This is a genomic window from Flavobacterium cyanobacteriorum (assembly GCF_002251835.1).
Lineage (GTDB): Bacteria > Bacteroidota > Bacteroidia > Flavobacteriales > Flavobacteriaceae > Flavobacterium > Flavobacterium cyanobacteriorum.
In genome coordinates, this window is sequence record NZ_NOXV01000227.1 from 1 (window position 1) to 26,488 (window position 26,488).

Consider the following 26,488-nt stretch of genomic DNA (forward strand, 5'->3'; position numbering starts at 1 on the left):
CGGCATCCTCCCCGCCGCCTGCTTTTGCGGCGGGGAGATAGAGCTGAAAGCGGGACCGTACGCCTCCAGATGTGCCTTGTGCCTGCCGCTCCTTGTAATAAAAAAAAGCATCTCCTGGATATAGCGCCATAAGCTAAACCAATAAAAAAACTTCCTGTGAGAAGGAAGCTTTGTGAACCGGGTTGGTAATTGGTTATTCTTTAAGAAGGTTGCGGGAAATTACAAGTTTTTGTATTTCTGTAGTGCCTTCGCCTATGGTACATAATTTTGAGTCGCGGTAAAACTTTTCTACTGGGTAATCTTTGGTATAGCCGTATCCGCCATGAATCTGTACTGCCTCATTGGCTACCTTTACGCATACTTCTGAGGCATACATTTTGCTCATGGCGCCGGCCACGGTAACTTTTTTGTCATTATTTTTTAGATAAGCCGCTTTGTGCAGTAAGAGCTCTGAAGCTTCAATTTCAGTAGCCATGTCTGCCAGCTTGAAAGCTATGCCCTGGAAGTTGCCTATGGGCTGGCCGAACTGTTGCCTTTCTTTTGAGTATTTTAAGGATGCTTCATAAGCTCCTTTTGCAATACCTAATGAGAGTGCGCCTATTGAGATGCGGCCGCCGTCGAGTATCTTCATGGCTTGTATAAAACCTTCGCCTACTTCGCCAAGGCGGTTGGCATCGGGTACACGGCAATTGTCAAATATAAGTTCGGCGGTTTCGCTGGCACGCATGCCCAGCTTGTCTTCTTTTTTCCCGCTGCTGAACCCGGGCATGCCTTTTTCAAAAACAAAAGCGGTCATACCCTTTGAGTCCCCTTTTTCGCCAGTGCGTACTATAACTACAGCTATATCGCCAGACTTGGCATGTGTAATAAAATTTTTGGCACCGTTAACAATCCAGTGGTCACCGTCGCGTACGGCCGTAGTATTCATACCGCCGGCATCTGAGCCTGTGTTGTGTTCCGTGAGCCCCCAGGCACCAATATGCTCGGCAGTGGCGAGCTTGGGTATCCAGCGTTTTTTCTGCTCTTCGTTGCCAAACATCAGGATGTGGTTAGTGCACAAAGAGTTATGTGCCGCAACCGACAGCCCGATGGAAGGGTCAACTTTTGAGATTTCTTCAATAATGGTAATGTATTCATGGTAACCTAATCCTGAACCGCCAAGTTCCTCGGGTACAAGGACACCCATAAAGCCCATTTCGCCTAATTTCCTGAAAAGGTCAACCGGAAAGTGCTGTTTTTCATCCCATTCCATAATATGCGGCCTTATGTGCTGCTCGGCAAAATCCCTAATGGACTGGGCAATCATTTGCTGTGTTTCGTTATACTCGAAGTTCATTTTTATTAGTTTGTTTAAAATTCCAAATATAAGGCAATTATATTTTGTTTATCAACGGGAAAATCATTAATTTCTAACAATTCTTCAAATTTATTAATTTTTCCTTTCATACTTCTGCGTGTAATTATAGACCTGGCTAAATTTTTATTGAAATAAGGGAAATATGACAGCTGGTTTAAAGAAGCATCGTTCACATTAATTTTAATTGCCGGGGGAGCACTACCTATGTAAAAAGCTCTTTTAAGCCCGCTTACGGTTTCGGCGGGGAAATCAAATTCTTCCATCTGATCCATAGAAACAAAAGCGCCAAGCTGGGCCCTGCGGCGAATAATTTTTTTAGCGAAAGAAGGCCCTATGCCATATACTTTTTCAAGGTCTGCTTCTACAGCCTGGTTGATATCGAGCAGGGGTATCTTTTGTTCCTTTGCCTTAGGAAGGTTTTTTTTGTCTTTGTCAAAATATGGTTTTCCGGAATTTGGAGTTTGCGTGTATAAATTGTCCTTGCTTCTGCGTTTGAGTACCCAATCCGGAAATTTAAAATAGGGACGGAGTTTAGCCAGCAGCGTATCATGCACCCCTGTAACTCTTTTAAAATCTTCGGCAGAATTTATCCAGAGGCCTTTTTCGCGGAACTTGTGCAGCCGGTCGATTTCGGTAACCGACATACCTAAAGTATAGCCTTTATAATCACTGATAAAATTAGGGTTAAAAGGGTATATTTTTGTGACTTTCCGGACTTTGGCCGCTTTTAATTCGTTTATCCCTGACTGTAGTGAGAGCCATTCTTTTTCTTCGGGCGTAGCTGCCTTAATGGTGGGATTGTCAATTGAGGTATATATAAAATATGTGGCCTGTATAACGATAATTAGCAGGAAGAGCGCCATGATGCCATTTCGCTGCTGGCGTGAATACGATGTAAAGAACCACGGCTTTTTCATCTGGCAATAAAATACGTTTAAAGATCAAAAACAGAACTTCTTTTAGTATATATCATATCCTTGAGCTTAAGCCAAAAGGCCAATGTAAGATAAACCCCAAACCATAAACCTACGGTAACAAAAGTGATATAGATAAAAAACAGGCGTACATTGGTTGCGCGCATACCCAGCCTGTCGGCCAGTCGTGAGGAGACATGAAATCCGTTTCGTTCAAAATAGTGCCGGATGGAAGTTACTACAGACATAATCGTTTTATGGCCCGGTATTTAGTGTTTCAAATGTAATACTTTTTTATAATTTCAGGGGACTGCTTTTTAAAAGTTCCAGCCCTATTGCACATTGCATGCACCGGCTTTTGTTACAGTATTCATTTTTAAGCTGCAGTAAGGACTGTGTGTCATAAGCTGACGCTACAGGAACCTTAAAATGGATGAACTTATCCACAACCGCATTTTTTTCTGCGGGTACCTGCCCCAGCAATGCTATGAGCTCCTCACTTATTTCCTTTCCAAGGCTTTGTGCGTAAGCAAAGCGAAAAGGGATGATGGTATTAATGATAAGAAGGTCCATGAACGGGGCTGTTAAAGCTTTACGTTTCTTCGGGCTTTCCCTGTCAAACCTGTAATGTGACTGCCAATAGGGAGATGCCTGCACCTTAAAAATATCATAAAGTTCCTGTATGGAAGCGGCATTTATTATTTGAGTAAAAAGGTTTTGATGGTGGTGGTACAACTGCGCCAGCTGCGACAACCTGATGGTGGGAAAATTATCAGGCCGGTGCTTAAAAAACTGTATCCCCCCGGTATAAAACTCACTTAGCCTGTATTTATGCGCGAGATAGTTATAGCGTTGTTGCAGGCTCCTGGCATATACATCCTCATAGTCTCCCTGCAACAGTCCGGCCCTCCCGAACAGCAGCGCTTCGATATTTTCAGCTTCAAAACTTTCTTTCCTGACTACAGTAAAGGGCAATGACAATGCCATTTTAAAAAAAGGTTCGCCATTAGTATTAAGCCCAAAATTTTTTGCCATAAAACAGAAAAGTACTGCCTCCCAGTCATAGCCTGTTTCTTTGGCGAGTGCTGTTACGGGCGCGGCTTTCCGCTGAAGCCTTTCGAAAAAAAGGCGTTCTTTCCAGTTGCCAAGTACAAAAGTGTTTATGGATGCAAGTTCATTTTCACAATATATCCATGATTTTGTGGCTGAAAGTGCCCGGTAGCTATCCTGCAGGCTTTTATCTACATAATGTTGTAACTCCAGTACAGGAATTTCGGAATTATCTTCCCGCAAAACCTCCGCATCATGCTCCCAGACCACATGGAGTATAACATTGTCATAAGCGCCGTCCTGTTCATGGTTATGAATGTACCAGTCTGATGACTTTACATGTATCTCTACATTGCCGGCCCACTTTTGCCCGCCGATAATTACCTGTGCGTAAAAAAAATCAGGGCCAGCCTGCTGAAGGTACTGCCCGCTGTTTAAGAGTACCACTTCTTCTCCCCGCACCGTTTTGAGGCCATGCAGGCTGAACTTTTTATATTGCCACACATAATGCAGGAAGTCTTCTTTCATCAGTGCGAAATATTTAATTCTATCTGGCTTTTGTGCAGCATATACAGCTTAGCACATGCCCTTGCATCTGATAATGCTTCGTGGTGGTTCAGCTCAATACCGTTGCGGTCACTACAGGCTTTAAGGTTAGCCGGCTTATAGCCTTTGGCACGGTATATCCTGCAGGTACACTCCCAGCGTTCAGGGAAATCATGCTCATCATAATAAAGCCCGTAGTACTTCATGGCCTTTGCCAGCACATTCCTGTCAAAAGCTTCATTATGGGCTACAATTTTACGGCCTGAAAGCCTTTGCTTTATTTCCGGAAAAAGCACATCAAATGAAGGTACATAAAGTGTCTGCACAGGTTTAATTCCGTGTACCATAACATTCCTGTACCAATATTCATTGTCAGGCGGCTGTATAAGGGTATGATATTCTTCCGTAATTATGCCTTCTTCAACAGTAATGATGCCAACAGCACAGGCACTGTGGGCGTAGCCGGTAGCAGTTTCAAAATCTATAGCGGTGAAGGTCATAATCAAAAACTAAGAAAGAGCCTTACGGCCCTTTCAAATATAATAAAAAGTTCTGTTTATTTAATAGCGCTTATAATATCATGCTTGGTAATGATATGGTGCCTGCCGTTGCCAAGATCAACCAGTACAGCCTGGTTATCTTTGTTTATAAGCCTGGAAACTTCTTCAACAGAAGTGCCGGCCTTAACTACAGGATACGGCCTGCCCATTACTTCACGTATCGGTTTTTCGGCAATATCTTTATCTTCAACATAACTCCTGAAAAGGTCTGTTTCATCAACCGAACCTACAAAACCATTGGCATCAATAACCGGTATCTGCGATATTTTATATTTACGGAGGCGCTCTATGGCGTGCGATACTAGCTCTTCCGTACGCACTACTACCAGCGGCTTGTCAGCATGGTCTTTAATGAGGTCTTCCGCTGTTGTAATTTCCTCGTCAAGAAAACCTCTTTCACGCATCCAGTCATCATTAAACATTTTGCCTACATACCGGCTTCCGCTGTCATGGAAAAGCACCACTACCACGTCTTCCGGCTTAAAATGCTCTTTTAACTGCAACAGGCCCTTAATAGCAGCGCCGGCTGAGTTGCCTACAAATATACCTTCTTCCAGTGCAAGCTTACGGGTATAAACGGCTGCATCTTTATCTGTTACTTTAGTAAAGCCGTCAATTAGTGAAAAATCAACATTTTTAGGCAGGATATCCTCTCCTATGCCTTCTGTTATATAGGAGTAAATTTCATTTTCATCAAAAATACCGGTTTCATGATACTTTTTAAATACCGAGCCATAGGTATCAATGCCCCACACTTTAACATTGGGATTTTTCTCTTTAAGGTATTTAGCAACGCCCGAAATAGTTCCGCCGGTACCTACACCTACTACAAAATGTGTTACCCTGCCTTCAGTCTGTTCCCATATTTCGGGCCCTGTCTGTTCATAATGTGCAATAGCGTTTGATGGGTTATCATACTGGTTTACATACCATGCGTTAGGGGTTTCTTCCGCAAGGCGTTTTGAAACCGAATAGTAGGAGCGCGGGTCGGTTGGTTCTACATCAGTAGGGCACACTACCACTTTTGCACCTACAGCCCTTAAAATATCCATCTTTTCTTTGGACTGCTTATCCGAAATGACGCATACCAGTTTGTAGCCCTTAACAATAGCAGCAAGGGCAAGGCCCATCCCGGTATTGCCTGATGTACCTTCAATTATAGTTCCTCCGGGCTTGAGCCTGCCATCGGCTTCCGCGTCTTCTATCATTTTAACAGCCATCCTGTCCTTAACAGAGTTACCCGGATTAAAGGTTTCTACCTTGGCTAATACAAGGGCATCAATACCTGATGTTATTTTATTCAGTTTTACCAAAGGCGTATTACCTATGGTTTCCAGTATGTTTTTAGCGTATTTCATTTTGGCTTACCCTTTCAAAATTTGCGGCAAAGATATTGGTTATAATCCAAATTATTTTACAACAGGATGCTTTTATGAGAAGAAATCCCATATCACGCCAAACCTGACTGTAAAGTCACGGTACGGATAATCAGGTGCAGCATAAAATTTATAACCTGTAAAACCTGAATTGAAATGCTCCGCCTTAAGGAATAACCTGAACTGCCTGATCTTGGCATTTATAAAAAAGTCCATCAATGGAAAATCGCCTAATTTTACCTTGTCCTGCACAAAAAACTCGCCCAATACAGGGTTGTAGTTATTAGCATAATAACTGGTAAAGTACTGGAAAGTTATACCTGTTTGTATGAATAAAGCTTTCTTGAAGAAATGGTCTGAGTAGTAAAGGGTATTCCTTGTTGTAAACTCTGGAACATTTAATATGTTGCTGTCCTGGCCTACATTCTGGTACAAAATAGTATTATCAAGCGCCAGTTTCCACCACCTGAACTCTCTGCCTGCCTTTACAGACAAATAATTTATAGTACCAGCAAATTGTTTTGGAGTAGTTATAAGGGTATCCACATCCTGTTGCTCAATTGCCTGCTGCACATAATCGTTACTAAAGTAGAGGTGGTCTTTCAGAACTGTATATTGTACTGAGGCGGTAAGCCATTTGGTTTTCGCTTCAGCTTCAAAACTGTTTATTTTCTCATTTTTAAAATTATTAAACCAGTTATACGCTGTATAACCACTTTGGTAAAGCCTGTAGTTAAGGTCAGGCAGCTTATTCATGTTTTGGTACCGCCCAGTCAGCTCAATATCTTCGTTCAGTTTATAGTTAACGGATACATCAATATTAGCCAAAGACTGATCGGTTATAGAATTAGAAACCAATATGCTGCCCTTCAGGTTATTTCTATGGTAGCTGTAGCGGGCACCATAGGTATTAATCCTGTCATTTATACTGTTAGGAATTATCACCTGGCCGTTTCCTCCCACTATAATGCTTCTGTAAAAATAATTATAGTTAAAATCTTCCACGTAGAATTCCAGCATCCCAATTTTTTCATTGGTATAAGCTGCGCCAAGCTTATTATATATCCTGTTGTACCTTGTTTTGTTATAGATAGAAGATGTATATGAGGCCCCTAGCCTGCCGCTAGCGGTTTCCTGGGAATATTCAAAAAATTTATTTTCATAGTTAAACTGGTGGTGGAGTACAATACTGTTGGGGTTTGTTTTATTCAACCTGAAGTAATGATCTACAAAATACCTGTTCCCTTTTAATACTGATGTAGCATTCCTGAAATATACATTCAGCCTTTCCCTGTTGGTATAAGGATCTTCACCACTTTCAAACAAGCTACGGTCAATAATACCGCCATTCTCCTGGTTAGTAAAATCCTGTGCTGTAATGTGCATGTTCATGATATAACGCTTGTCTGAGGTTTTATAGCTGCTTATTATCCGCAGGTTACCATTACTGGAAAGTTCGTTGATATATCTGCCTAAAGAGCGCAATCCTTTATAAGCCACAGCAAAATTGAGGTTCTCTGAGGTATTAAGTGTTATGGAGGCATCAAGCACCTGCCCCTGCTGCAATACGGAGCGATAGAACAAATCAGTAAAAGGGGTAGCAACGGAGTAGTAATATATATCTTCAACTTCCATGTATGCCGCATGTTTAGCTTTAAATCCGAAAGCGGGAAATGGATTATACCGGGTGAGGCCATAATCCAGTACATTATAAGTTTGACCTTCATTATGAAAAGGCAATAACCCGAACATATCCCTGCGGAGATAATTTACGGCATATTCTTTTTGTATGGTTAAGGAAGTATCAACATAGGTTGTATCCCGGTTAAGTGATATGATTTTATACATATCAATAGTCGCGATAGTATCAGTTTTTGTGGATTTTGATAAGCCTTTTCGCTGGGCTGTATTTTTTTTAATATCGACTTTACCCTGAGTAACCTGGGCATTTGAAACAAAAGATACCAGTAAGATGAAAAGGAGTTTGTACATGCTTTAAATAATACGAGCCAAAGATAAACTAAATATACTAAATGAGCATTTATTCTGAAGCTATAAAGAGTGTTAGGAAAAGCCAATAAGAACAAAAAACCCGCCATACAGCGGGTTTTTAATTTTTACATATAAGTAAATAGAACTTATAACCTTGTTAACACAGTAGTAATAGGTGCGGTAGCACTATTCAGCCCGTTACCAAAGCGAAGCCTGAATCTTAATGTAATTGTGCCTTCACATGCATTATAAGTACTACCTGTAAGGCCTTCTAAATAAATTGGGCCAAGTCCTGCCAGTGTATACAAAAAATTGTCTGTAAATGCAGGATAGCTGATAGTACCATCACCGTTAACAATAACACGCGTTTGTGAATTTGGGTCAGCGTCGTAGAGATTAGTTATAATTAATTCATTTGCAGCCGGACCCCGGGTAACTTCAGACGAGTACTCATAAAGATCATCTTCCAGAACATCATAACTTCCGGTTAATCTATCCCTGTCCCCTACATTGATTTTTATACGGTACTGTACAGGATCTGCATTATCAGGTGCTCCTACACTTACCACAGGATTATCGGTAGAAGTAAGGGTAATCAAGAACTCAAGGCTTGATGAGAGATTATCCGGATAATCAACTACTAATTTTCCGGTACGCGAACCTGCCGGTACAGAGGCTGTTGCTGTAACACCCTGAGATACAGCATTACCAATTACATCAGTAATTGTAAATTTAACACCTACACCATTGCGGTTTACAGGCGCATTTATTATTTCAGGAGAAGTTGAAGATCTAAGAATTAAGGGAACTTCAATAATAGATGCATCTCCACAGCCAATTAGGCCTGTTCTCGAAGTAAGGAAAACCTCATTTTGAGAATCGAAATCATTAAAATCTACCCACCCTGTAGAAGGGTTATCGTCATATTGACCATTATTTGGGTCGTTATAGCTACAACCTGAAATTACAAGTAATAAGCCAAACAATAAGCCATAAAATATCTTTGTCATAGTTTAATTAATTTTAGTGAAACGTACCCTTGTCTGGCGTGGGGCTATGCCGCATGAACTGGTTGAATTTTCTGTATAACGAAGCTCAAAAACCGTATCATCACTAGTAGTATAAGGCCCACCGGCAGTTGGCCTTGTAAGTTGAATAATGTTCCCACTACATCCGATACCTGTATTAACACTCTGAGAAAGGAAAACGCCATCGCACGTAAACGACATATTAATAGTACGAACAGGAAGGCCACCAAATGCTGGATACATTTCAGCTTCAAAGAAACGCTCAAAAGCGTTACTACCCTGCTGAACAACAAAAGTGTCATTACCAAATGTTGGCCCAAGGGCCGATGCCAAATTAGCTGTCAATTGTTGTGTTTGGTATGTTCCCGTAAATGTATCTAAAAGCGCGCAAACTTCAAAAAGCCTTATTTGGGCAATATCAGTATCGGCGGACTCACCATTAGCTGTTAAAAAACGGATAGAAAATGTTTTTTCTGTCGCATCAACAAGGTTATTATCCTGTCCGGTAATTAATAGGGTTCCCTGATAAGAACCGGCCGGAATGGTTATGGAGCTAGCAGTTACATTATAAGTCGCAGGGTTAGCTGCATCCAGACCTGTACCCGGAATAACTTCAATACTATATGTTCTGTCAACATTTGAAACCGTACTTGAATTTAGGGTTACAGTAACAGAACCTGTAGAGTTACGCTCAATAGGCAATGTATATACATTTGAAGAAAAAGCCAGGAAAGTAGGGTTTGATCCTGCGTTGCTATTATAAATTACTCCATCGACATCGTCACACGCGGTAAACAAGAGCGAGAGTACAAAAAGTTTAAAAAGATTTTTCATAGCGATAACATTAATAGTTAGGATTTTGAGTTATACCAGGATTTGGAGCTAATTCGGAAGTAGGAATTGGCAAAGTAAAACGATAATCACCCTGCAATAATGCACAATTACTAGAGTCGAAAGAAGCACAGTCAACATTACTTCTTAATATACCTGTATTTGTCTCGGCGCCTAATCGTTTCAGGTCAAGATAACGGTGTCCTTCAAAAGCCAGTTCTTTTCGCCTTTCAAGCAGGATATCAACAAGTGCCAGCGTAAGATTTGAAGCATACGATGGTGTTGGCGCAGTACCGGTAATTAACCTAACGTTACGCAAAGTCTGTATTGAAGTTTCTGCCTCGCTAAATTTCCCTTGGCGGGCTTCGCATTCCGCCTTAATAAGGTATAGTTCTGATGAACGAAACATTTTAAAATCATTGATAAGTTCACCGTCGGCAGAGCCAGGATATTTACCTATAAGCAGGATATTATTCGGTGAGTCAGTACCAACGATTAGTGACCCGGTAGCGCCCTCAGGAAGAAGTATGACCTCCCTACGGATATCATTAGCAGCAAAAAGGTTTAATAACTGATTCGACAACTCGTACAAAGGTGAACCATTCCTGTCTACAGAGTTCGTATAATATAATCCGGCAGCACCGCCATCATCCTGTCTCCTTGATAAGCTAAACACAAGCTCAGACGAAGGCGTATCAGCATTAAACATATCAAAATAAGCGCCTGCCGCAGCGAGAGGATAATCCGCAATCAGGTTCTCAGCTACAGTCTCAGCTTCAGCATACCTACCTTCATACAGGAAGACACGTGCCCTTAAGAAACGCATAGCGTCAGCGCCGAGATAAAATATATCCTGGGATGTATCATCGTTACGATAGTCAGGAAGAGAAGAAAAATCACCAATTAAGGCAATAGCATCATCTAAATCGTCATTAATAAAATCAAAAACTTCCCCAACAGTGTTACGTGGAAAAACCTGCGTAATTTCTGGTACAAAGTTCATAATGATTACGCCCTGAGAACTGCGGTTGTAATTAGGAGAATAATACTGGAGCAACTCAAAATGGCACAGTGCCCTAAAAGCGAGCAACTGACCCTTTATTTCATTTGCTTTATCAATATCATCCGGATTTGTAAGCGTAGGAAAAATACGATCCCACGCCCTCAACACACGATTAGCAAAGTTGATCGTCGCATACCTGCTGCCCCAAATACCACCGGCAAAAGTATTATTCGGCCTCATGTTGAAAGCAAAAGTATCAGAACCCTGCCCAAAGTTATTAAGGCCTTTTTTGATATTGTCAGTAAAAAGGTCATTGAAGAGGACAGTACTGCTGCCTCCATCGGGATTATAGCTCCCATACACGCCAATAAGGCCGCTTCGCAGATCATCTACATTGCGAAAAGCATTGTTTTCGCCAAGCTCAGACTCCTGAATAATATCGGTAGCATCTTCACAAGAGGCCGCAGATATTAATAGAGCTAAAAAAGTTAATTTCAGTAATTTATTCATAGTGCAATTTTTTAATTAAAAGTTAACTACAGCGCCTAAAGTATAAATTTTCGGTGTAGGATATTGTCCCCTATCCGTAGTCCTAAAGTTTGATTCCGCGTCCCAGCCCCTGTAAGAGGTAAACGTAACAAGATTCTCAGCCTGAATGTATAGCCTTACGCCGGAAAAAGGAAGCTTTTCAAGTATCTTCTTATCAAAATTATAACCCAGCAGGACATTTCTCAAGCGTAGGAAAGAAGCATCTTCAAGATACCTGTCTGTACTATTGATATAATCTACAGAATTATATTGGTTCCCTACTCGTGGCACTGATGTAATATCACCAGGATTTTGCCAAGCAGTACCAGCGCTTACAGCACGGTTAGTTCCGTCATTCACAAGGTTTGTTTCTTCTAAGTCCGCATAGTCCAGGTTGTTGCGGTATATATCGGCCACATAGCTCCACTGGGTAGAGAATTCAAAACCTTTGTAGGAAACACGGGTATTAAAACCGCCGGTCCAAACTGGCAAGCTAGATTTGCCCGTATTTACACGATCTTCATCGCGTATGGTTTCTGTAAGGCCGCCATCACGCGTATAGAACAACGCGTTACCATTGGAAGGGTTAACCCCCGCATAGCGTACTACATAAAAGGTGTTTAACGGATAGCCTTCTAAAGTTGTAGCTGAACCAGTAGGTTGTATAATTCCGTTATAACTATCAGGAAGGTCACGCATCCTGTTTTGGTTGTAGGCCGTGTTCGCATCTACGGATATGTTCCATCCGTTCTTGTCATAAATTACATATTTCAGGAAAAGCTCCACACCTTTATTTTCAAGGGCACCTGTATTAGTATCTATATCTGTTGTGGCATTAACAGCTGAAATAGGTGTACTCTGGAATAAATCCCTTGTAAATTTCCTATACACATCTACCGTACCTGAAAGCCTATTGCCAAACAACCCGAAATCCAGACCTACGTTCGTCTGCTCAGTAACTTCCCATCGTAAATCAGGGTTCGCAATTTGTCCAGGCACAGTGCCGGGAGTACCATTATACCCGCCTGACTGCGTATACAAGTTCCTAGTAAAGTTGAGTGCACTATATGATCCGTTATTAATTCTTTGGTTACCCGTTGTACCAAAAGAAGCACGCAGCTTTAGCTGGTCTACGAATGGCAGTTTTTCCATAAAGGACTCTTCGTCAATATTCCAGCGCCCACCTAAAGAATAAAATGTAGCCCACTTGTTTTCATCAATAAAGCGGAATGAGTTATCACGACGTACCGTAGCATTAAAACCATATTTCCCTTTATAATCATAATCAAAGTTAGCAAAATATGAGAATAGTCCTTCTTCCGCTTTGCCAGAACTCACCGTAGGGATGTAGGGACGAAGCGTACCTTCCACCGTTTCACCATCGATAAATGCAGCACCGGTACCTACAAGGCGTGGATCTAAACCTCTCTGAACAAAACCAAAGCTGTCAAAATGGTTTTTGATATATTCAACATAGCCCGTAAGGTCAATGGTATGGGCATCAGCAAAAGTATTGTTATAGTTTAGGGTAAACAGGGAATTAAACCTGAAATCCCTTGAGGTGCTTTCCTGCTGAAGACCACCAAACTGGGTTGTATTGGTACCATTCGCCTGGAAGGGCCCTAATATACTTTCCGGATGTATCCTTTCCAGCGCTTTAAATTGGGAGTAATCTAAGCCTAACTGCATACCTGCCGTTACATTTTTCATAAATGTATATTTGGCATTTAATCCGGTTATTAATTTAAACTCATCTTCTATATCCGTATTCATAAGCGAAGAGTTGAGCAACACGTAAGGGGCATTGTCCGCAGTAATGGCATCAGTATTTCCTGGAGCTATACCGCCATCGCGCGTGATATTGCCATTGGCATCATACGGCGAAAGGTAGGGCAGACCCTGCAATGCGGCACGGAAAGGCGCAAAGAATATCGAGTTCGTACCGGCGCCGTCAAGACCGCTTTGCCTGGAGAAGTTGGCATTAAAGTTAAGGGAATATTCAAACTTCTGGTCCTGAGACCTGCCGGTAAAGTTATTCCTTAGGGTAAAACGCTTAAGATTGGTATTAATAAAAATACCATCCTGTTCAAAATAACTAAATGATGTAAAGTTATTGGTATTAGCCGAACCCACACTCATTGATAAATCGTGCAGTTTAGTAGTTCCTTTCCTAAAGAAAATGTCTGACCAGTTTGTATTTGCCTGCCTTGAAAGCACGTCAATCTCGGCATCGCTTAAAGTAGACCCTAAGCCCTGGCCTGATCTTTTCTGGAACTGTAACAGCTCTCTTGACGTCATCAGGTCAATGTTCACAGGCTGTAATTCATTATAACCGAACTGGCTTGTGTACCTGAACTTTAAATCCTGGTTGTAACTACCTCTCTTTGTAGTCAGCACTATAACACCGTTAGAACCACGGTTACCATAGATAGACGTAGCCGCAGCGTCTTTAAGTGTTGTAATTGACGCATAGTCATTAGGGTTAATACTCCTGAAGCCATCTTCATCTACAGGCACACCATCCACGATAAAGAGCGGCTCAAAATTTCCATTAATTGTACCTACACCCCGAAGTATAATTGCACTGTCAGCACCCGGCTGCCCCGAGCCCGTCCCAATACTTAAACCGGCAATCTGGCCCTGCATGCTTTGTATAATGGAAGCATTGCCCCTATTCTCAAAAGCCTCGGCAGAAATGGTCGTTGTAGCAAATGTTGCCTTTCTTTCAGACACTGTACGGTAAGCATCTTTAACAATTACTCCTATCACCTGCCCTTCCTCCAGCTTAATGTTTATAACACCTGAGGCGGCTGTGATAGTTGCAGACTGTGACGTGAAGCCTACGAAAGAAAATTCGAGCACCTGGCCTACACTTACTGATATGGAATAATTACCATCAAAGTCTGTGGTAGTGCTTTTGTTAGTTCCCCGCACAAGAATACTAACACCCGGTAAAGGCTGCCCGGCATCGTCAGACACCGTACCTGTGACGGTTTTCTCCTGTGCGAAAGAGAGATTAAATGTGAGCACCATGAAAAGTGCCATAATCCAAGTAAACTTTGATCTCATACTTTATTAATTTGAGTTAGTTAAACGCAAACTTCTTAATTATTTATTAATTAAACAAGGATTGTTAGGTAATAATGATGTTAAAATTAAAAAATAATCTATATCAATATACCTAACATCATAAAAATGAAAAAAGAATATGCATAATAATATGAAAAAAGAAAAAGAGCAGATTTTTTGACTTAAAATCTGCTCTTCTAATATTTTATAAAAAATTATCGGATTATAATCTTCTGTGTATAGGACTGTTTGCCATTAGTAAGAGTAATAAGGTATACTCCGGCGGTAAGTTCTGATACATTTACCCTTTCAGCAAAAGTATCAAGTTGCTTAACAACCCTTCCCTGAAGGTCAAACATTGTTACCTTGAAATTTGACACATCTGCTGAGGAACTATTCCTGATGTTAATGTACTCATCAGCGGGATTAGGATATATGGAAAATGCAGTATCCAGATTTTCAGACACAGAAAGAACATCTGTAACATTGCTCATAATCAATGAATAGGCCTGAGGCTGTAATCCCGTAAGATTACCTTTATGACTTACTGTAATAGTATAAGTCTGACCGGCTACCGGGTTGGGAATTTCTACCACTTCAACATTATCAACCTCATTATCAGCTTTAACAGCTGCCAGGGTTACGATAGGGTTAAGCCTCCACGGAAAAAAAGTTTCAGAGCCATTACTAATCCTCATATCCAGGTCATTTCTCAGCACAGGAGTTGTTGAATTTGAAATACCGGTATTTACGGGGCCGGGCGCATCTGTCCAGGCGATAGTAGCTTTTAAAGGTTGTGAAGAAGAAAGCGCTTTAAAAGTAAATGTATATGTTTGCCCCTGATTCAATATGTTTTCCTGAATAAGCGAACTGATATTACGTTGTGATATAAGAGTTACAGCTGCCTGTGCATTGATAAGACCCCAGCCAAACCTGAAGTCGGGACCGGGAGCATTGCCAGCCTCATCAGCAGTATGTATCATTAATCCCCGTAGTGTAGCAGCCCTCATAAAGAACCCGTTAAGATTATTATAATGTTGCTGCATAAGTGTAAGCGCGCCTGAAACTCCCGGCGCAGCCATAGAGGTGCCGCTTAGCGTAGCATAATTGGTATTAGAAGACGAGCCGCAAGAAAAAACATTTACGCCTTTGGTCGCAATATCAGGCTTAATCCGGCGGTCATCTGTAGGCCCATAACTGCTGAAATTACTCATAACAACGGAGGACGGTCCTGAATAACCTCCTGAGGGCAGGCCTTCTACAGCGGCTACAACAATAGCATTTTTAGAAGTCTTGTTTCCTAACAACTCGTCCCTCTCTTCATTATCACGATCATTGCCCGCCGATATCACAGCCTGATAATACGGCGCATTAAACATCACCTGATCCCAAATGGCACTTTCAGATGAATAGGCACCCGGCAACCATGGTGATGTTGACACTACAACATCCATCCGTAATCCATATGAGTGATTAGACACCAACATACCGTTGGCAGCGGCGGTGGCAGCTTCACTGTCATCATCAACAGCATTATATGACTTTAGATTCGCCTGGTAGGCTATACCCCGGGCATTCGCATTAAAAGAACCCGAACCCATCATAGTACCTGACACGTGGGTCGCATGTTGAGCCTCATCAGTATTTCCTGTAAAACTGGCTCCATCCATTACTGTAACCCTGCCCGCTAGGTCGAGATGTGTTGTACGTACAGGGCCTATCTCCCATATACCCATTTCCATCCCCTGGCCATTAAGGTTTAATCCTAATGACCCTCCGGTCCTGATATTTGTAACCCTTGCCGTGAATGCAGCTCCTACATTGTCTGTGCCCTTGTATATAGGCTGGTCATTTTCGTCAACACCTACAAGTATTGAAATTTGTTTTTCGTTTACAACTTTTAATGGCCATCCTTTAATTTCGGCCAGTTCCATGGCACGATTATAACTCTTTTCATTTTTTAAATGCAATTGTTCGCTTAGTTCTAGCAAGGCCTCTGTATTTGTCCTTTTTATAATTTCAGCCCTTTCTTCCGGTGTTTGCGCAAAGAGGGTGGAGCTTAAGCCTAAAGCGGTAAAGAAAATACCTGCTGTGAAATATCTTTTCATGATTAAGTAATTGTAAGATATAAAATAATTACGGTTTTGGGTTGAAAGTAGTTTTAAATACAACATATTTAGCTAACAAAAATATAAAAATATTACATAATTGTAATAATTATTTCATATTTAACTTTTGTACAACGAGGTTTTGGACATAAAATTTTAAATTTGCAAAGCATGCTTTCTCTACGATTTTCAGACCACTTGTATGAAACCGGCACTGACGAAGCCGGGCGCGGGTGCCTTGCCGGGCCTGTAACAGCCGCGGCGGTAATACTTCCTGAAGATTTTCAGCATGAGTTCCTGAATGACTCGAAGCAGCTTACCGAAAAGATGCGTGAGCACCTTCGCCCCATCATAATGGAAAAAGCGCTTTGTTATCATCTCACAAATATTGAGCCTGAAATAATTGATGAAATAAATATTTTAAATGCATCAATACGAGCCATGCAGGAATGCATTGTAAAACTTACCCCTGAGCCACAATATATTATTGTAGACGGTAACCGTTTTAAACCGGTAAACAACATCCCGTACAGCTGTATTATACAGGGCGATGCAAAATATATGAGCATTGCAGCCGCATCTATCCTGGCCAAAACCCACAGGGATGATTACATGAACAAAATTCATGAAGAATACCCAATGTATAACTGGAAGAGCAATAAAGGCTACCCAACGCCCGAGCATCGTGAAGCTATACGCAAATACGGCATTACAAAATATCACCGCAAATCATTCCGCCTGCTGCCCGACCAGCTGGAGTTAGAATTTGATATTGTAGATGACGTGCACCTCCGGATTGTTAATCCGTAAGCTGTGCTTCAAAAAGTGTGGTAAAGTGTTTCATTATTTTCTTTTTCACTTCTTCTTCATCAAGTTTATCAGCTTTAAGCTCTACGTTTAATGAGGTTACGGCTTTACCCCTTATGCCACACGGTATAATATTATCAAAATAACCTAAATCGGCATTTACATTAAGCGCAAAACCATGCATGGTAACCCAGCGCGATGCCCGTACGCCCATAGCACATATTTTGCGTGCAAAAGGTGTGCCCACATCAATCCAAACCCCGGTTTCGCCGGGGCTGCGGGTGCCGGTAAGGCCATATTCGGCCATAGTAAGGATTATAACTTCCTCTAAAAGCCGCAGGTATTTATGTATATCTGTGAAAAAATTTTCAAGGTCAAGTATTGGGTAGCCCACAATCTGGCCAGGGCCGTGGTAGGTAATATCCCCGCCCCTGTTTATCTTATAAAATTTTGCCCCTTTAGCCTCAAGCTGTGCTTCGTTTAATAATAAATTCTCAATGTCACCGCTCTTACCTAAAGTATACACATGCGGATGCTCTACAAACAGCAGATGGTTAGGTGTTTCATAAGCTGCTTCCTCCCTTCTATTCCTTATTTTTATGCCTAGTATTTCCTGAAAAAGACGCTCCTGGTAATCCCACGTTTCCTTATAATCTTTCAGGCCCAGATCCTGAACCGCCACTTTTTTATTCATTATAGAAGAATTGTAATACAAAGGTAGCAAACTTACACCTATATAATACATTGCCAATTTTGTCAAATATCTATATCTTTGCACCCTTAAAAATATAGTAAGTCATGCAGCTTTCTGAACAAGAGATTATTCGTAGAGAGAAACTGGACAGGCTGAGGGAACTCGGCATTAATCCTTATCCGGCAAACCTTTTCCCTGTAGACCATACAAGTAAACAGGTGAAGGACGGATATCTTGAAGGTAAGAAGGTTGTAGTTGCAGGCCGGTTAATGTCTACCCGCATACAGGGCAAGGCATCGTTTGCCGAACTGCTGGACAGCGAAGGCCGCATCCAGCTCTATTTTAACCGTGATGAAATTTGTCCAGGCGAAGACAAAAGCAAATACAATGAGCTGTTCAAGAAATTGCTTGACCTGGGCGACTTTATTGGTGTAGAAGGCACGATGTTTACCACACAGGTAGGCGAAAAATCTATCAATGTTACCGACTTTCAATTGCTTAGCAAGGTACTACGCCCGCTTCCGCTTCCTAAAACGGATGCCGACGGTAAGGTATATGACGGATTTACCGACCCCGAGCAGCGTTACCGCCAACGCTATGTAGACTTGGTGGTGAACCCGCATGTAAAAGAGGTGTTTATGAAAAGGACGAAGTTGTTCAATGCCATGCGCAGCTTTTTTAACGACAGGGGCTATTTTGAAGTAGAAACCCCTGTACTTCAGCCTATACCGGGCGGCGCCGCGGCAAGGCCTTTTGTAACGCATCACAACACGCTTGATATACCGCTTTATATGAGGATTGCCAACGAACTGTACCTGAAAAGGCTTATAGTGGGTGGTTTTGACGGAGTATACGAGTTTTCTAAAAACTTCCGTAACGAGGGTATGGACAGGACACATAATCCTGAATTTACCGCCATGGAAATATATGTAGCCTACAAAGACTACAACTGGATGATGGCGTTTACCGAAAACCTGCTGGAGCATTGTGCCATAGCGGTTAACGGCACTACCGAAGCCACTTTTGGCGAACATAAGGTGAATTTTAAAGCGCCTTATGCCCGAGTTACCATGACCGATGCCATTAAGCAGTTTACAGGTTTTGACATTTCAGGCAAGACAGAGCAGGAAATATTTGAAGCCGCCAAAGGCATGGGCATTGCCGTAGATGAAACCATGGGCAAAGGCAAGCTTATTGACGAAATATTTGGTGAAAAATGCGAAGGTAACTTTATACAGCCGACTTTTATTACCGATTACCCTAAAGAGATGAGCCCGCTGTGTAAAGAGCACCGTGACAACCCGGAGCTTACCGAGCGTTTTGAACTTATGGTGTGCGGTAAAGAAATTGCCAATGCGTATAGTGAGCTTAACGACCCAATTGACCAAAGAGAACGCTTTGAAGCGCAGCTGAAACTAAGCGAAAGAGGGGATGTGGAAGCAGCACAGTTTATTGATAACGACTTCCTTCGTGCGCTGGAATATGGCATGCCGCCAACATCAGGGCTTGGTATTGGCATGGACAGGCTTATCATGTTCCTTACCAATAACCCGTCAATCCAGGAAGTGCTTTTCTTCCCGCAAATGAGGCCGGAGAAGAAAGGGCCTGAACTTACCGAAGATGAAAAGGCTATTGCAGAACTGATAAAGGTTAGCGGCCAGCTGGCCCTTGATGCCCTTAAAGCACAGGCAGGGCTTAGCGGCAAAAAATGGGACGCTGCCATGAAAGGGCTTAGCAAGCATGGGCTAATAAAAGTAACCGTAGATGGCGACACCAAAACAGTAGAGTTTAAGGGGTAATATCATCCTATCTAAATACATTAAAGGCTGCGTGAAGGCAGCCTTTTTTATGCCGGTTGTAGCAACCAAATTTTATAAACGCACGGAACACCAAAACTTGCTCAATTAAACCTTTTTATACCCGGATTGTCTTATAGCTATATCATTAAAAACATAATAGTATGAAAACATGGATTTTAGCTGTTGTTATGGCTTTTGCTTTTAACGCATCGGCACAGCAAAGGCAGGAACAACTTAAACCGGAACAAAAAGCAGAGCTACAGGCAAAAAGACTGGCGCTGGCGCTTGACCTGAACGAAAAGCAGCAAAAGGATGTCCGGAATCTGATGCTGGAGAAAGTAAAAAAAGCATCAGCTATGCGTACACAGCTTAAGGCTGACAGGGAAGCCGGGAAAAAACTTACCGCTGACGAGCGTTATGCGCTGCAAAGTAAAAAGCTTGATGAACAAATTGCCCTTAAGGCCGAAATGAAAAAGATACTGACGCAGGAACAGTTTGACAAGTGGGAAAAACTGAAAGAGGAGCACCGGGAAAAAATAACAAAAAGGCATAAAAATCTTAAAAACGCAAAAAGAAGATAAATTTAGTGGCAGAAAGTTTTGTAATATTTTACAAATTATTTAGATTTGACAAGATATTATACAAAATAAATCCTTATTTATGAAAAAGATAATCACTATTTTAGTTGTTATGCTGGCTTTCGGGTTCAGTGCCAACGCACAGAAAAAAGAGGCTAAGCCTGCCACACAAGCTGTTGCCCAGGAAAAAGAAGACATCAAGCAGCTGGCTATAAAAGATGTTGAAGCGCTTGGAAAAGTAATTAAGTTTACCGGAACACAAAAAGATGATTTCCTTAATCTTTTTGAATATAAGCACCGTGAACTTGCCAACAATCTTAGTGCTGAGCGTAAAGCAAGCCTTTCAAAGGTGATTGAAGCTAAAATTAAGGCTTCACTTTCTCCTGAAGAACTTGCAAAGCTTGAAAAGAATCCCGCGGTACTGAAAAAGCTGACTAATTAAATCTTTTATATTTTCTTATAAAAAAGCTCCTGTGAAAGGAGCTTTTTTTGTGATTATAGATCAGCAGACACCCTGCCAACAGCTTCAATAGTAAAATCAAGGTCTTCATACGTAAGGGCATCAGTAATAAACCAGGTTTCATAAGCTGAAGGTGCAATGTAAACACCTTCGCGCAAAAGCCCGTGGAAAAATTTCCTGAAGGTTTCATTGTCACCTTTTGCCGCTGTTGCAAAATCTGTGACAGGTGCGGCATCAAAATGCACAGATATCATGGAGCCTACCCTGTTGATTGTGTAAACAACCCCGGCGGCATCAAGCTTTGCACGTATTCCTGTTTCAAGATATGCTGTTTTTTCCTCAAGCCTTGTATAAACTGCGTCATCAGCATTAAGCGCTTTCAGCATTTCAAGCCCGGCAGCCATTGCCAGCGGGTTGCCTGAAAGTGTACCGGCCTGGTAAACCGGCCCTACGGGTGCCAGGTAATCCATAATTTTTGCCCTCGCCGCAAATGCGCCCACAGGCAGTCCTCCCCCTATTACCTTTCCGAAAGCAACAATATCGGCAGTAATGTTATAAAGTTCCTGTGCACCGCCCCTGGCCAGCCTGAAACCTGTCATAACCTCATCAAATATGAGCAGCGCACCATTGCTGTCGCAAAGGTCTCTTAGGCCCTGAAGGAAACCACCGGCAGGTGGCACACAACCCATGTTCCCGGCTACTGGTTCAATGATTATGGCAGCAATCTCATTTGGGTTGGCCTCAAAAAGCTGTTTTACATTATCAAGATCATTATATTTAGCTAAAAGGGTATCTTTTGCTGTACCCTGAGTTACACCGGGACTGTTGGGTGAACCGAAGGTAACTGCCCCGCTCCCGGCCTGTATAAGGAATGAATCGCTGTGGCCGTGGTAGCAGCCCGCAAACTTTATAATTTTTTCGCGTCCTGTGTAACCCCTTGCCAGCCTTATGGCGCTCATACATGCTTCAGTACCTGAATTAACAAAACGTATCTTGTCTATTCCGGGAACCATAGCCACAGCCAGTGCGGCAATTTCGGTTTCCAGTGCTGTAGGCATACCGAAAGAGGTACCCTTCCTTGCCCGTTCTGTAACCGCATTAACCACCGGCTCATAAGCATGCCCCAGTATCATTGGCCCCCACGAGTTTATATAGTCAATAAGCCTGTTGCCATCCTCATCAATAAGGTAGGCACCTTTGGCTTCTTTAACAAATACAGGCGTGCCGCCTACGGCCCTGAAGGCACGCACAGGTGAATTAACACCGCCGGGTATTACCTTTTCTGCTTCCGCAAAAAGGCGGCTGCTTCTTTCATATAACATATTTATCTTTATTTAACTTTTAGTACCTGCCCTACAGATATGGAATTGCCGGTAAGGCCGTTAAGCCGCATCAGGTCTTCAACAGAAATATTGTGTTTTTTTGATATGGAGTATAAAGTATCGCCCTGCTGCACCCTGTACGAGCCTACCTCAACGACTACATTATTTTCTTGTGTCCCCTGGACAATATCAGGTACTGTAGATATTTTAGGAACATAAGGTTTGCCAAGTACTTCGGCATCATATTTTGCAAGTTCATAGCGCTCAATAAGCCCGATGAGCTTATCGGGATATTTTGGATCTGTGGCATATCCGGCTGCCTTAAGGCCACGTGCCCATGCGGCATAGTCATCTTTAGGGAGGCTAAACAGCGAAGCATACCTGCCACGGGTAGTAAGGAACAGCGAGTGGTCATTATACGATTCGGCTGCCTGGTCATACTTCCTGAAACATTCCTGGTCAGAATCATCATCATGATATACTGTGTCTCCGGTCCAGTCTTTATGGCATTTAATACCGAAATGGTTGTTGGCGTTAATGCAAAGTGTGCCCCTTCCCGCGCCCGATTCCAGTATGCCCTGTGCCAGTGTTATGCTGGCAGGTATGCCGTGGCGGCGCATATTATCTTTAGCTATTTCTTTAAAGTCCAGCACGTATTGCTTTACAAGGTCAGCATATACGACAGTTTTGGAGGTTGATTCCAGAACTTCAGTCTGGCTGCCTGAGTGGTGTTTCTTCTCCAGTGAGGTCACAGTGCGTGGGTTTCGTTTTATGGTATTTGCTTTTCTGGACGGAGAAGAAGCCGATTTCCTAGCTGTACTTTTTGATGTTTGCACACGTGATTTAGATGTCCCGCAGCTTATTAAAAAGCTTAAAAAAAACAGTGCTAAGATTTTTTTAGTCATTATATTTCAATTTTTATTAATGGCTGTTTCTTCTTCGCCAGTTCTTTGTTCATTCCGGCAATACCCTGCAGGCCGCCGGTGTGTATCAATAATATCCTGCTATTTTCAGGAAAGCCATGATTTACTATCATATCATAAACTCCAAAAAACATCTTACCTGTATATACAGGGTCAAGCGGCACGCCTGTTTCAGTATAAAATTTATTGATGAACGTAACAAGTCCGGCATTTATTTTGCCATACCCGCCGAAATGATACTCTGTAACCAGCGCCCAGTTATCCTGCTTGGCAAATTTACGTATAGCGCCGGAAAGATCTGCCTTTAGTGCCGGAAAGCCAAGTACCTGCTGGTTGTTTGAGGCCGAATTGATAATACCCGAAACCGTGCCTCCTGTACCCACCGCGCAGCAAATGTGGGTATAGTCAATATCATTAGTTTCAAGTATCTCTTCACAACCTTTAACCGCAAGGTTGTTAGTGCCGCCTTCTGGCACCAGATAAAAATCGCCAAAACGCTCCTGTAGGGTTGTATTAAAAATTTTGCTTTCCTTTTGCCTGTAAACATCCCTTGATACAAATATAAGCTCCATACCACAGGATTTTGCAAATGAAAGTGTTGGGTTATCCACAATTTTATCAAACAGTTCTTCTCCCCTAATGACTCCTATAGTTTTGAAACCGTATTCTTTTCCGGCCGCAGCCGTAGCGGCAATATGATTAGAATACGCCCCGCCAAAAGTAAGCAGTGTACGCACGCCCTGTCTTTTGGCCTGGAGGATATTGTACTTAAGCTTTCGGAACTTATTGCCCGAAATATGCGGATGCAGCAGGTCTTCCCGCTTTACGCTAATTTGTATAGTGCCTACCGATGGCAGTACCTGGTTCATTTTTGCTGAATAAGTACAAAATTACGGCAAAATGGCAGTAATATCCTTTTCAAATTTCACAACGGCACGGACAACGGGCCGGTGGTATATTTTTTGTACCTTTGAGGGTATAATGTGATGACAATGATAATTGATGACAGCCAAAATATTATAGGCCCGCTGATAGCCAAAATATCATTCCATAAAGTACTGGAATCCCTGGAAAATATTGCGCAGTCCGATATTGATTACCGCTCTGAATATGCTAAGGCGCTGCTGAAGCACGCCGAACCCTACCCGGAACTTCGTGAAGGTATCACCGACCTCTCATTGCTGGACAAACATGAGAAGCTGATAAAGAACCTGCTGGCGGACCTTTTCCCAACGGCACTTACACGAAACGAAATAAAAGCGGCAGCCATACCTTTTTTTAATATCACCTTCAATTATACTGAGCGGTTTAAAAATATTGTAAATGCTGCCGGTGATGATTTCGGCATGGCTATACGAAACTTTGATGACCACCAGTTTTACGTATTTTGCTGCTGCCTGATACTCAACAGCCACTATGGCTACCATTTTGATTTCAGTAAGCCCCTGTTTTATGATATACCGGACAGTACAGGCGTAATGCGCCACTACCGCATATTGTATAACGCTGATTTCCTTGAAATAATCCCAACGGAAAAGGCTGTTGAAATAACCCCTGAAGATGTAAATCTCCTGATTGATAACTTTGACAACCTTGACCTCTGGAGACAAAAATTCCCCGAAGGGAGCTGGATTTCAAAAGGCTTTGGCATCCTTACGCTTTTTGATGCCACTACGGAAAGCGCAATATCCAATCTTAAAAGTAATTTGCTTAAAAATGAGGATTTTACTGATGATACAAAAGCCGGTGTAGAATCCATATTCAGGTCAATATACAAAATACCTGACCTACGTATAGGCTACACCGAAATCAATACGGAGGATAACGAGTTCCGGCTGGCACCATTTGATGACATGAAGAGCTTTATACTGGATAATAACCGTGAAATGAGCTGCGGCAGCATGTTTTGTGAATGCACACTGGACTACCTGATGAATAAGAAGGACTACTTTATCATTTCGGATGTGGATGCCTACGCCAAAGACAACCCTGAAGATGCAAAATTTGCACAGCACCTACTGGCACAGGATGTACGGAGTTGTATTTTAGCGCCTATAATAAAAAACAATAAGCTGCTGGGCCTTGTAGAACTGGTATCTTCCCGCCCAAAAGAACTTAACAGCATTAATGCCAATAAACTGGCTTACATTCTGCCGTTCCTCTCAGACACGATTGAGCGCTACTACAGTGAGCTGCAAAACCAGATTGATGCCATCATACAAAATGAATATACGGCAATACACCACAGTGTTTACTGGAAATTCCGGGAGGAGGCGCTGCAGCACATTAATTCTGCTTCCAGGAACCTGGCTTATAAAGAAATTGTATTCCGTGAAGTATACCCACTCTACGGACAGATTGATATAAAAGGTTCTTCAACAGCCAGGAATGAATCTATAGAAAAAGACCTTATCCTGCAGATAGAAAGCCTGCTGTCGCTTTTCAGGTTTATCTTTAAAACAGAAAAGCTGCCGCTAATTGAGCAACATATATATGAACTGGAAAAACTGGAAAACCAGCTGAAATCAGAACTGAAAGCCGATACTGAGGCCGTTGTTCAAAATTATGTCATAAACGAGATACACCCGGTACTGCAGCATTTTGATTCGGCCAACACCGAAATACATGACAAGATAGCCGCTTATTTTGCCTCGCTTGATGACAAGATGAAACTGGTGTATGACAGCCGCAAGGATTTTGATGATGCCCTTTCCATCATTAATAAACAAATGGCCGCCGTACTCGACAGGAAGCAGGAAGAAGCACAGGCTTTCTTCCCTCATTATTATGAGCGTTTCAAAACAGATGGCGTAGAGCACAACCTCTACATAGGCGCTTCTATTTCGCCCAAACATAGCTATAATCCCATTTACCTTGATAACCTAAGGCTGTGGCAGCTTCAGGCCATGTGCGAAATGGAAAATGAATATTACAAACTACGCCCTACATTGCCTTATGACCTTGATGTAACATCACTAATACTGGTTTTCAGCGCACCGATATCAATCCGTTTCCGAATGGATGAAAAACGTTTCGATGTAGACGGCACTTATAATGCACGGTACGAAGTGGTGAAAAAACGGATTGACAAATCATATATCAAAGGCACTAAGGAGCGGATAACAGAAAAGGGCAAGATTACCATCGTGTATTCTCAGAAGCAGGAAGAGGAAGAATACCGCCGTTATATACGTTTCCTGCAGCACAAAAATATGCTGGGCAATGTTATTGAAAGTTTTGAGGTGGAAGACCTGCAGGGTGTAACCGGGCTTAAGGCTTTAAGAGTAGGCGTTATATACGCTGTACAACAAAAAAATGCAGAAACCTACAGCTACGAAGACCTTCTTAAAGAACTGGAACATTAATCATTTTCAGGGCAATTATAAATGATGCCACTGATACCACAATACCAATCATAAAAACAGTATAGGTTATTCGCAGCAGCATATACTTCCTGTTGAGGACAAGCCCAAGAAAATAAAGGTCTTTTATAAGCGAATTTTTAGTACACGACAAAAAACATAATTGATTAAAAATCAATAA

The 26,488-nt window shown here is 42.1% G+C and carries 22 protein-coding genes; 5 read left to right on the forward strand and 17 right to left on the reverse strand.

Translation table 11 applies throughout. The features are described 5' to 3' along the window. Window positions 1-193: 193 nt before the first annotated feature. From CHU92_RS05895 to CHU92_RS05950, 12 genes are all read right to left on the reverse strand, one after another. A complete protein-coding gene (locus tag CHU92_RS05895) occupies window positions 194-1,336 on the reverse strand; it encodes an acyl-CoA dehydrogenase family protein (protein WP_094413563.1) in 1,143 nt (380 codons plus the stop codon). Window positions 1,337-1,350: 14 nt separating this feature from the next. Then, window positions 1,351-2,274, reverse strand: a complete 924-nt coding sequence (locus tag CHU92_RS05900) for a ComEA family DNA-binding protein (RefSeq protein WP_094413565.1) — start codon at window positions 2,272-2,274, stop codon at window positions 1,351-1,353. A gap of 17 nt (window positions 2,275-2,291) precedes the next feature. After that, window positions 2,292-2,519 (reverse strand): PspC family transcriptional regulator, encoded by a 228-nt coding sequence (locus CHU92_RS05905; protein ID WP_094413567.1) that lies wholly within the window; start codon window positions 2,517-2,519, stop codon window positions 2,292-2,294. A 46-nt stretch (window positions 2,520-2,565) separates the two neighbouring features. After that, on the reverse strand, window positions 2,566-3,849 hold the full coding sequence (locus CHU92_RS05910) for a DUF2851 family protein (protein WP_094413569.1): 1,284 nt from the start codon (window positions 3,847-3,849) through the stop codon (window positions 2,566-2,568). Further along, window positions 3,849-4,367 (reverse strand): 3'-5' exonuclease, encoded by a 519-nt coding sequence (locus tag CHU92_RS05915; protein WP_094413571.1) that lies wholly within the window; start codon window positions 4,365-4,367, stop codon window positions 3,849-3,851. Before CHU92_RS05915 ends, CHU92_RS05910 begins: the two co-directional genes overlap by 1 nt. Before the next feature lie 56 nt (window positions 4,368-4,423). Then, the gene (locus tag CHU92_RS05920) at window positions 4,424-5,785 is read right to left on the reverse strand and encodes a pyridoxal-phosphate dependent enzyme (protein WP_094413572.1); all 1,362 of its coding nucleotides are present in this window, start codon (window positions 5,783-5,785) and stop codon (window positions 4,424-4,426) included. 72 nt (window positions 5,786-5,857) lie between these two features. After that, the gene (locus CHU92_RS05925) at window positions 5,858-7,795 is read right to left on the reverse strand and encodes a putative porin (RefSeq protein ID WP_094413574.1); all 1,938 of its coding nucleotides are present in this window, start codon (window positions 7,793-7,795) and stop codon (window positions 5,858-5,860) included. A gap of 146 nt (window positions 7,796-7,941) precedes the next feature. Further along, the gene (locus tag CHU92_RS05930; protein ID WP_094413576.1) at window positions 7,942-8,805 is read right to left on the reverse strand and encodes a hypothetical protein; all 864 of its coding nucleotides are present in this window, start codon (window positions 8,803-8,805) and stop codon (window positions 7,942-7,944) included. A 3-nt stretch (window positions 8,806-8,808) separates the two neighbouring features. Next, complete coding sequence (locus CHU92_RS05935) at window positions 8,809-9,657, reverse strand: hypothetical protein (protein WP_094413578.1); 849 nt, start codon at window positions 9,655-9,657, stop codon at window positions 8,809-8,811. 10 nt (window positions 9,658-9,667) lie between these two features. Next, the gene (locus CHU92_RS05940) at window positions 9,668-11,167 is read right to left on the reverse strand and encodes a RagB/SusD family nutrient uptake outer membrane protein (RefSeq protein ID WP_094413580.1); all 1,500 of its coding nucleotides are present in this window, start codon (window positions 11,165-11,167) and stop codon (window positions 9,668-9,670) included. Between the two features lie 15 nt (window positions 11,168-11,182). Then, window positions 11,183-14,254, reverse strand: a complete 3,072-nt coding sequence (locus tag CHU92_RS05945; protein ID WP_094413582.1) for a SusC/RagA family TonB-linked outer membrane protein — start codon at window positions 14,252-14,254, stop codon at window positions 11,183-11,185. 215 nt (window positions 14,255-14,469) lie between these two features. Beyond that, window positions 14,470-16,362 carry a S8 family serine peptidase gene (locus CHU92_RS05950; RefSeq protein WP_165764595.1) on the reverse strand — a complete coding sequence of 631 codons (1,893 nt, stop codon included), beginning with the start codon at window positions 16,360-16,362 and terminating at the stop codon, window positions 14,470-14,472. Between the two features lie 171 nt (window positions 16,363-16,533). Here CHU92_RS05950 and CHU92_RS05955 point away from each other — a divergent pair, with 171 nt between their 5' ends. After that, window positions 16,534-17,172 carry a ribonuclease HII gene (locus CHU92_RS05955; protein ID WP_094413586.1) on the forward strand — a complete coding sequence of 213 codons (639 nt, stop codon included), beginning with the start codon at window positions 16,534-16,536 and terminating at the stop codon, window positions 17,170-17,172. Here CHU92_RS05955 and lipB read toward each other — a convergent pair. Then, a complete protein-coding gene (gene lipB, locus CHU92_RS05960) occupies window positions 17,162-17,863 on the reverse strand; it encodes a lipoyl(octanoyl) transferase LipB (RefSeq protein ID WP_094413588.1) in 702 nt (233 codons plus the stop codon). The two genes, CHU92_RS05955 and lipB, sit on opposite strands and share 11 nt — an antisense overlap. Before the next feature lie 104 nt (window positions 17,864-17,967). Between lipB and lysS the strand changes: the two genes are divergently transcribed. From lysS to CHU92_RS05975, 3 genes are all read left to right on the forward strand, one after another. Beyond that, entirely contained in the window at window positions 17,968-19,662 is a 1,695-nt protein-coding gene (lysS, locus tag CHU92_RS05965) for a lysine--tRNA ligase (RefSeq protein WP_094413590.1), read from the forward strand. A 161-nt stretch (window positions 19,663-19,823) separates the two neighbouring features. Further along, window positions 19,824-20,243: a guided entry of tail-anchored proteins factor 1 gene (locus CHU92_RS05970; RefSeq protein WP_094413592.1), complete on the forward strand. Its 420-nt coding sequence runs from the start codon at window positions 19,824-19,826 to the stop codon at window positions 20,241-20,243. 79 nt (window positions 20,244-20,322) lie between these two features. Beyond that, window positions 20,323-20,682 carry a hypothetical protein gene (locus tag CHU92_RS05975; RefSeq protein ID WP_094413594.1) on the forward strand — a complete coding sequence of 120 codons (360 nt, stop codon included), beginning with the start codon at window positions 20,323-20,325 and terminating at the stop codon, window positions 20,680-20,682. A 53-nt stretch (window positions 20,683-20,735) separates the two neighbouring features. Here the strand turns inward: CHU92_RS05975 and hemL are convergent, their stop codons facing one another. The 3 genes from hemL to CHU92_RS05990 are packed head-to-tail and all read right to left on the reverse strand — an operon-like array spanning window position 20,736 to window position 23,814. Continuing rightward, window positions 20,736-22,022 (reverse strand): glutamate-1-semialdehyde 2,1-aminomutase, encoded by a 1,287-nt coding sequence (hemL, locus tag CHU92_RS05980; protein WP_094413596.1) that lies wholly within the window; start codon window positions 22,020-22,022, stop codon window positions 20,736-20,738. An 8-nt stretch (window positions 22,023-22,030) separates the two neighbouring features. Then, entirely contained in the window at window positions 22,031-22,927 is an 897-nt protein-coding gene (locus CHU92_RS05985) for a glucosaminidase domain-containing protein (RefSeq protein ID WP_094413598.1), read from the reverse strand. Next, window positions 22,927-23,814 carry a 1-aminocyclopropane-1-carboxylate deaminase/D-cysteine desulfhydrase gene (locus CHU92_RS05990; protein ID WP_094413600.1) on the reverse strand — a complete coding sequence of 296 codons (888 nt, stop codon included), beginning with the start codon at window positions 23,812-23,814 and terminating at the stop codon, window positions 22,927-22,929. Before CHU92_RS05990 ends, CHU92_RS05985 begins: the two co-directional genes overlap by 1 nt. A gap of 123 nt (window positions 23,815-23,937) precedes the next feature. Between CHU92_RS05990 and CHU92_RS05995 the strand changes: the two genes are divergently transcribed. Next, window positions 23,938-26,310: a GAF domain-containing protein gene (locus CHU92_RS05995; RefSeq protein ID WP_165764596.1), complete on the forward strand. Its 2,373-nt coding sequence runs from the start codon at window positions 23,938-23,940 to the stop codon at window positions 26,308-26,310. Here the strand turns inward: CHU92_RS05995 and CHU92_RS06000 are convergent. Beyond that, a partial coding sequence (locus CHU92_RS06000) for a Pycsar system effector family protein (protein ID WP_243389561.1) occupies window positions 26,291-26,488 on the reverse strand: 198 nt, incomplete at its 5' end. The genes CHU92_RS05995 and CHU92_RS06000 overlap by 20 nt on opposite strands.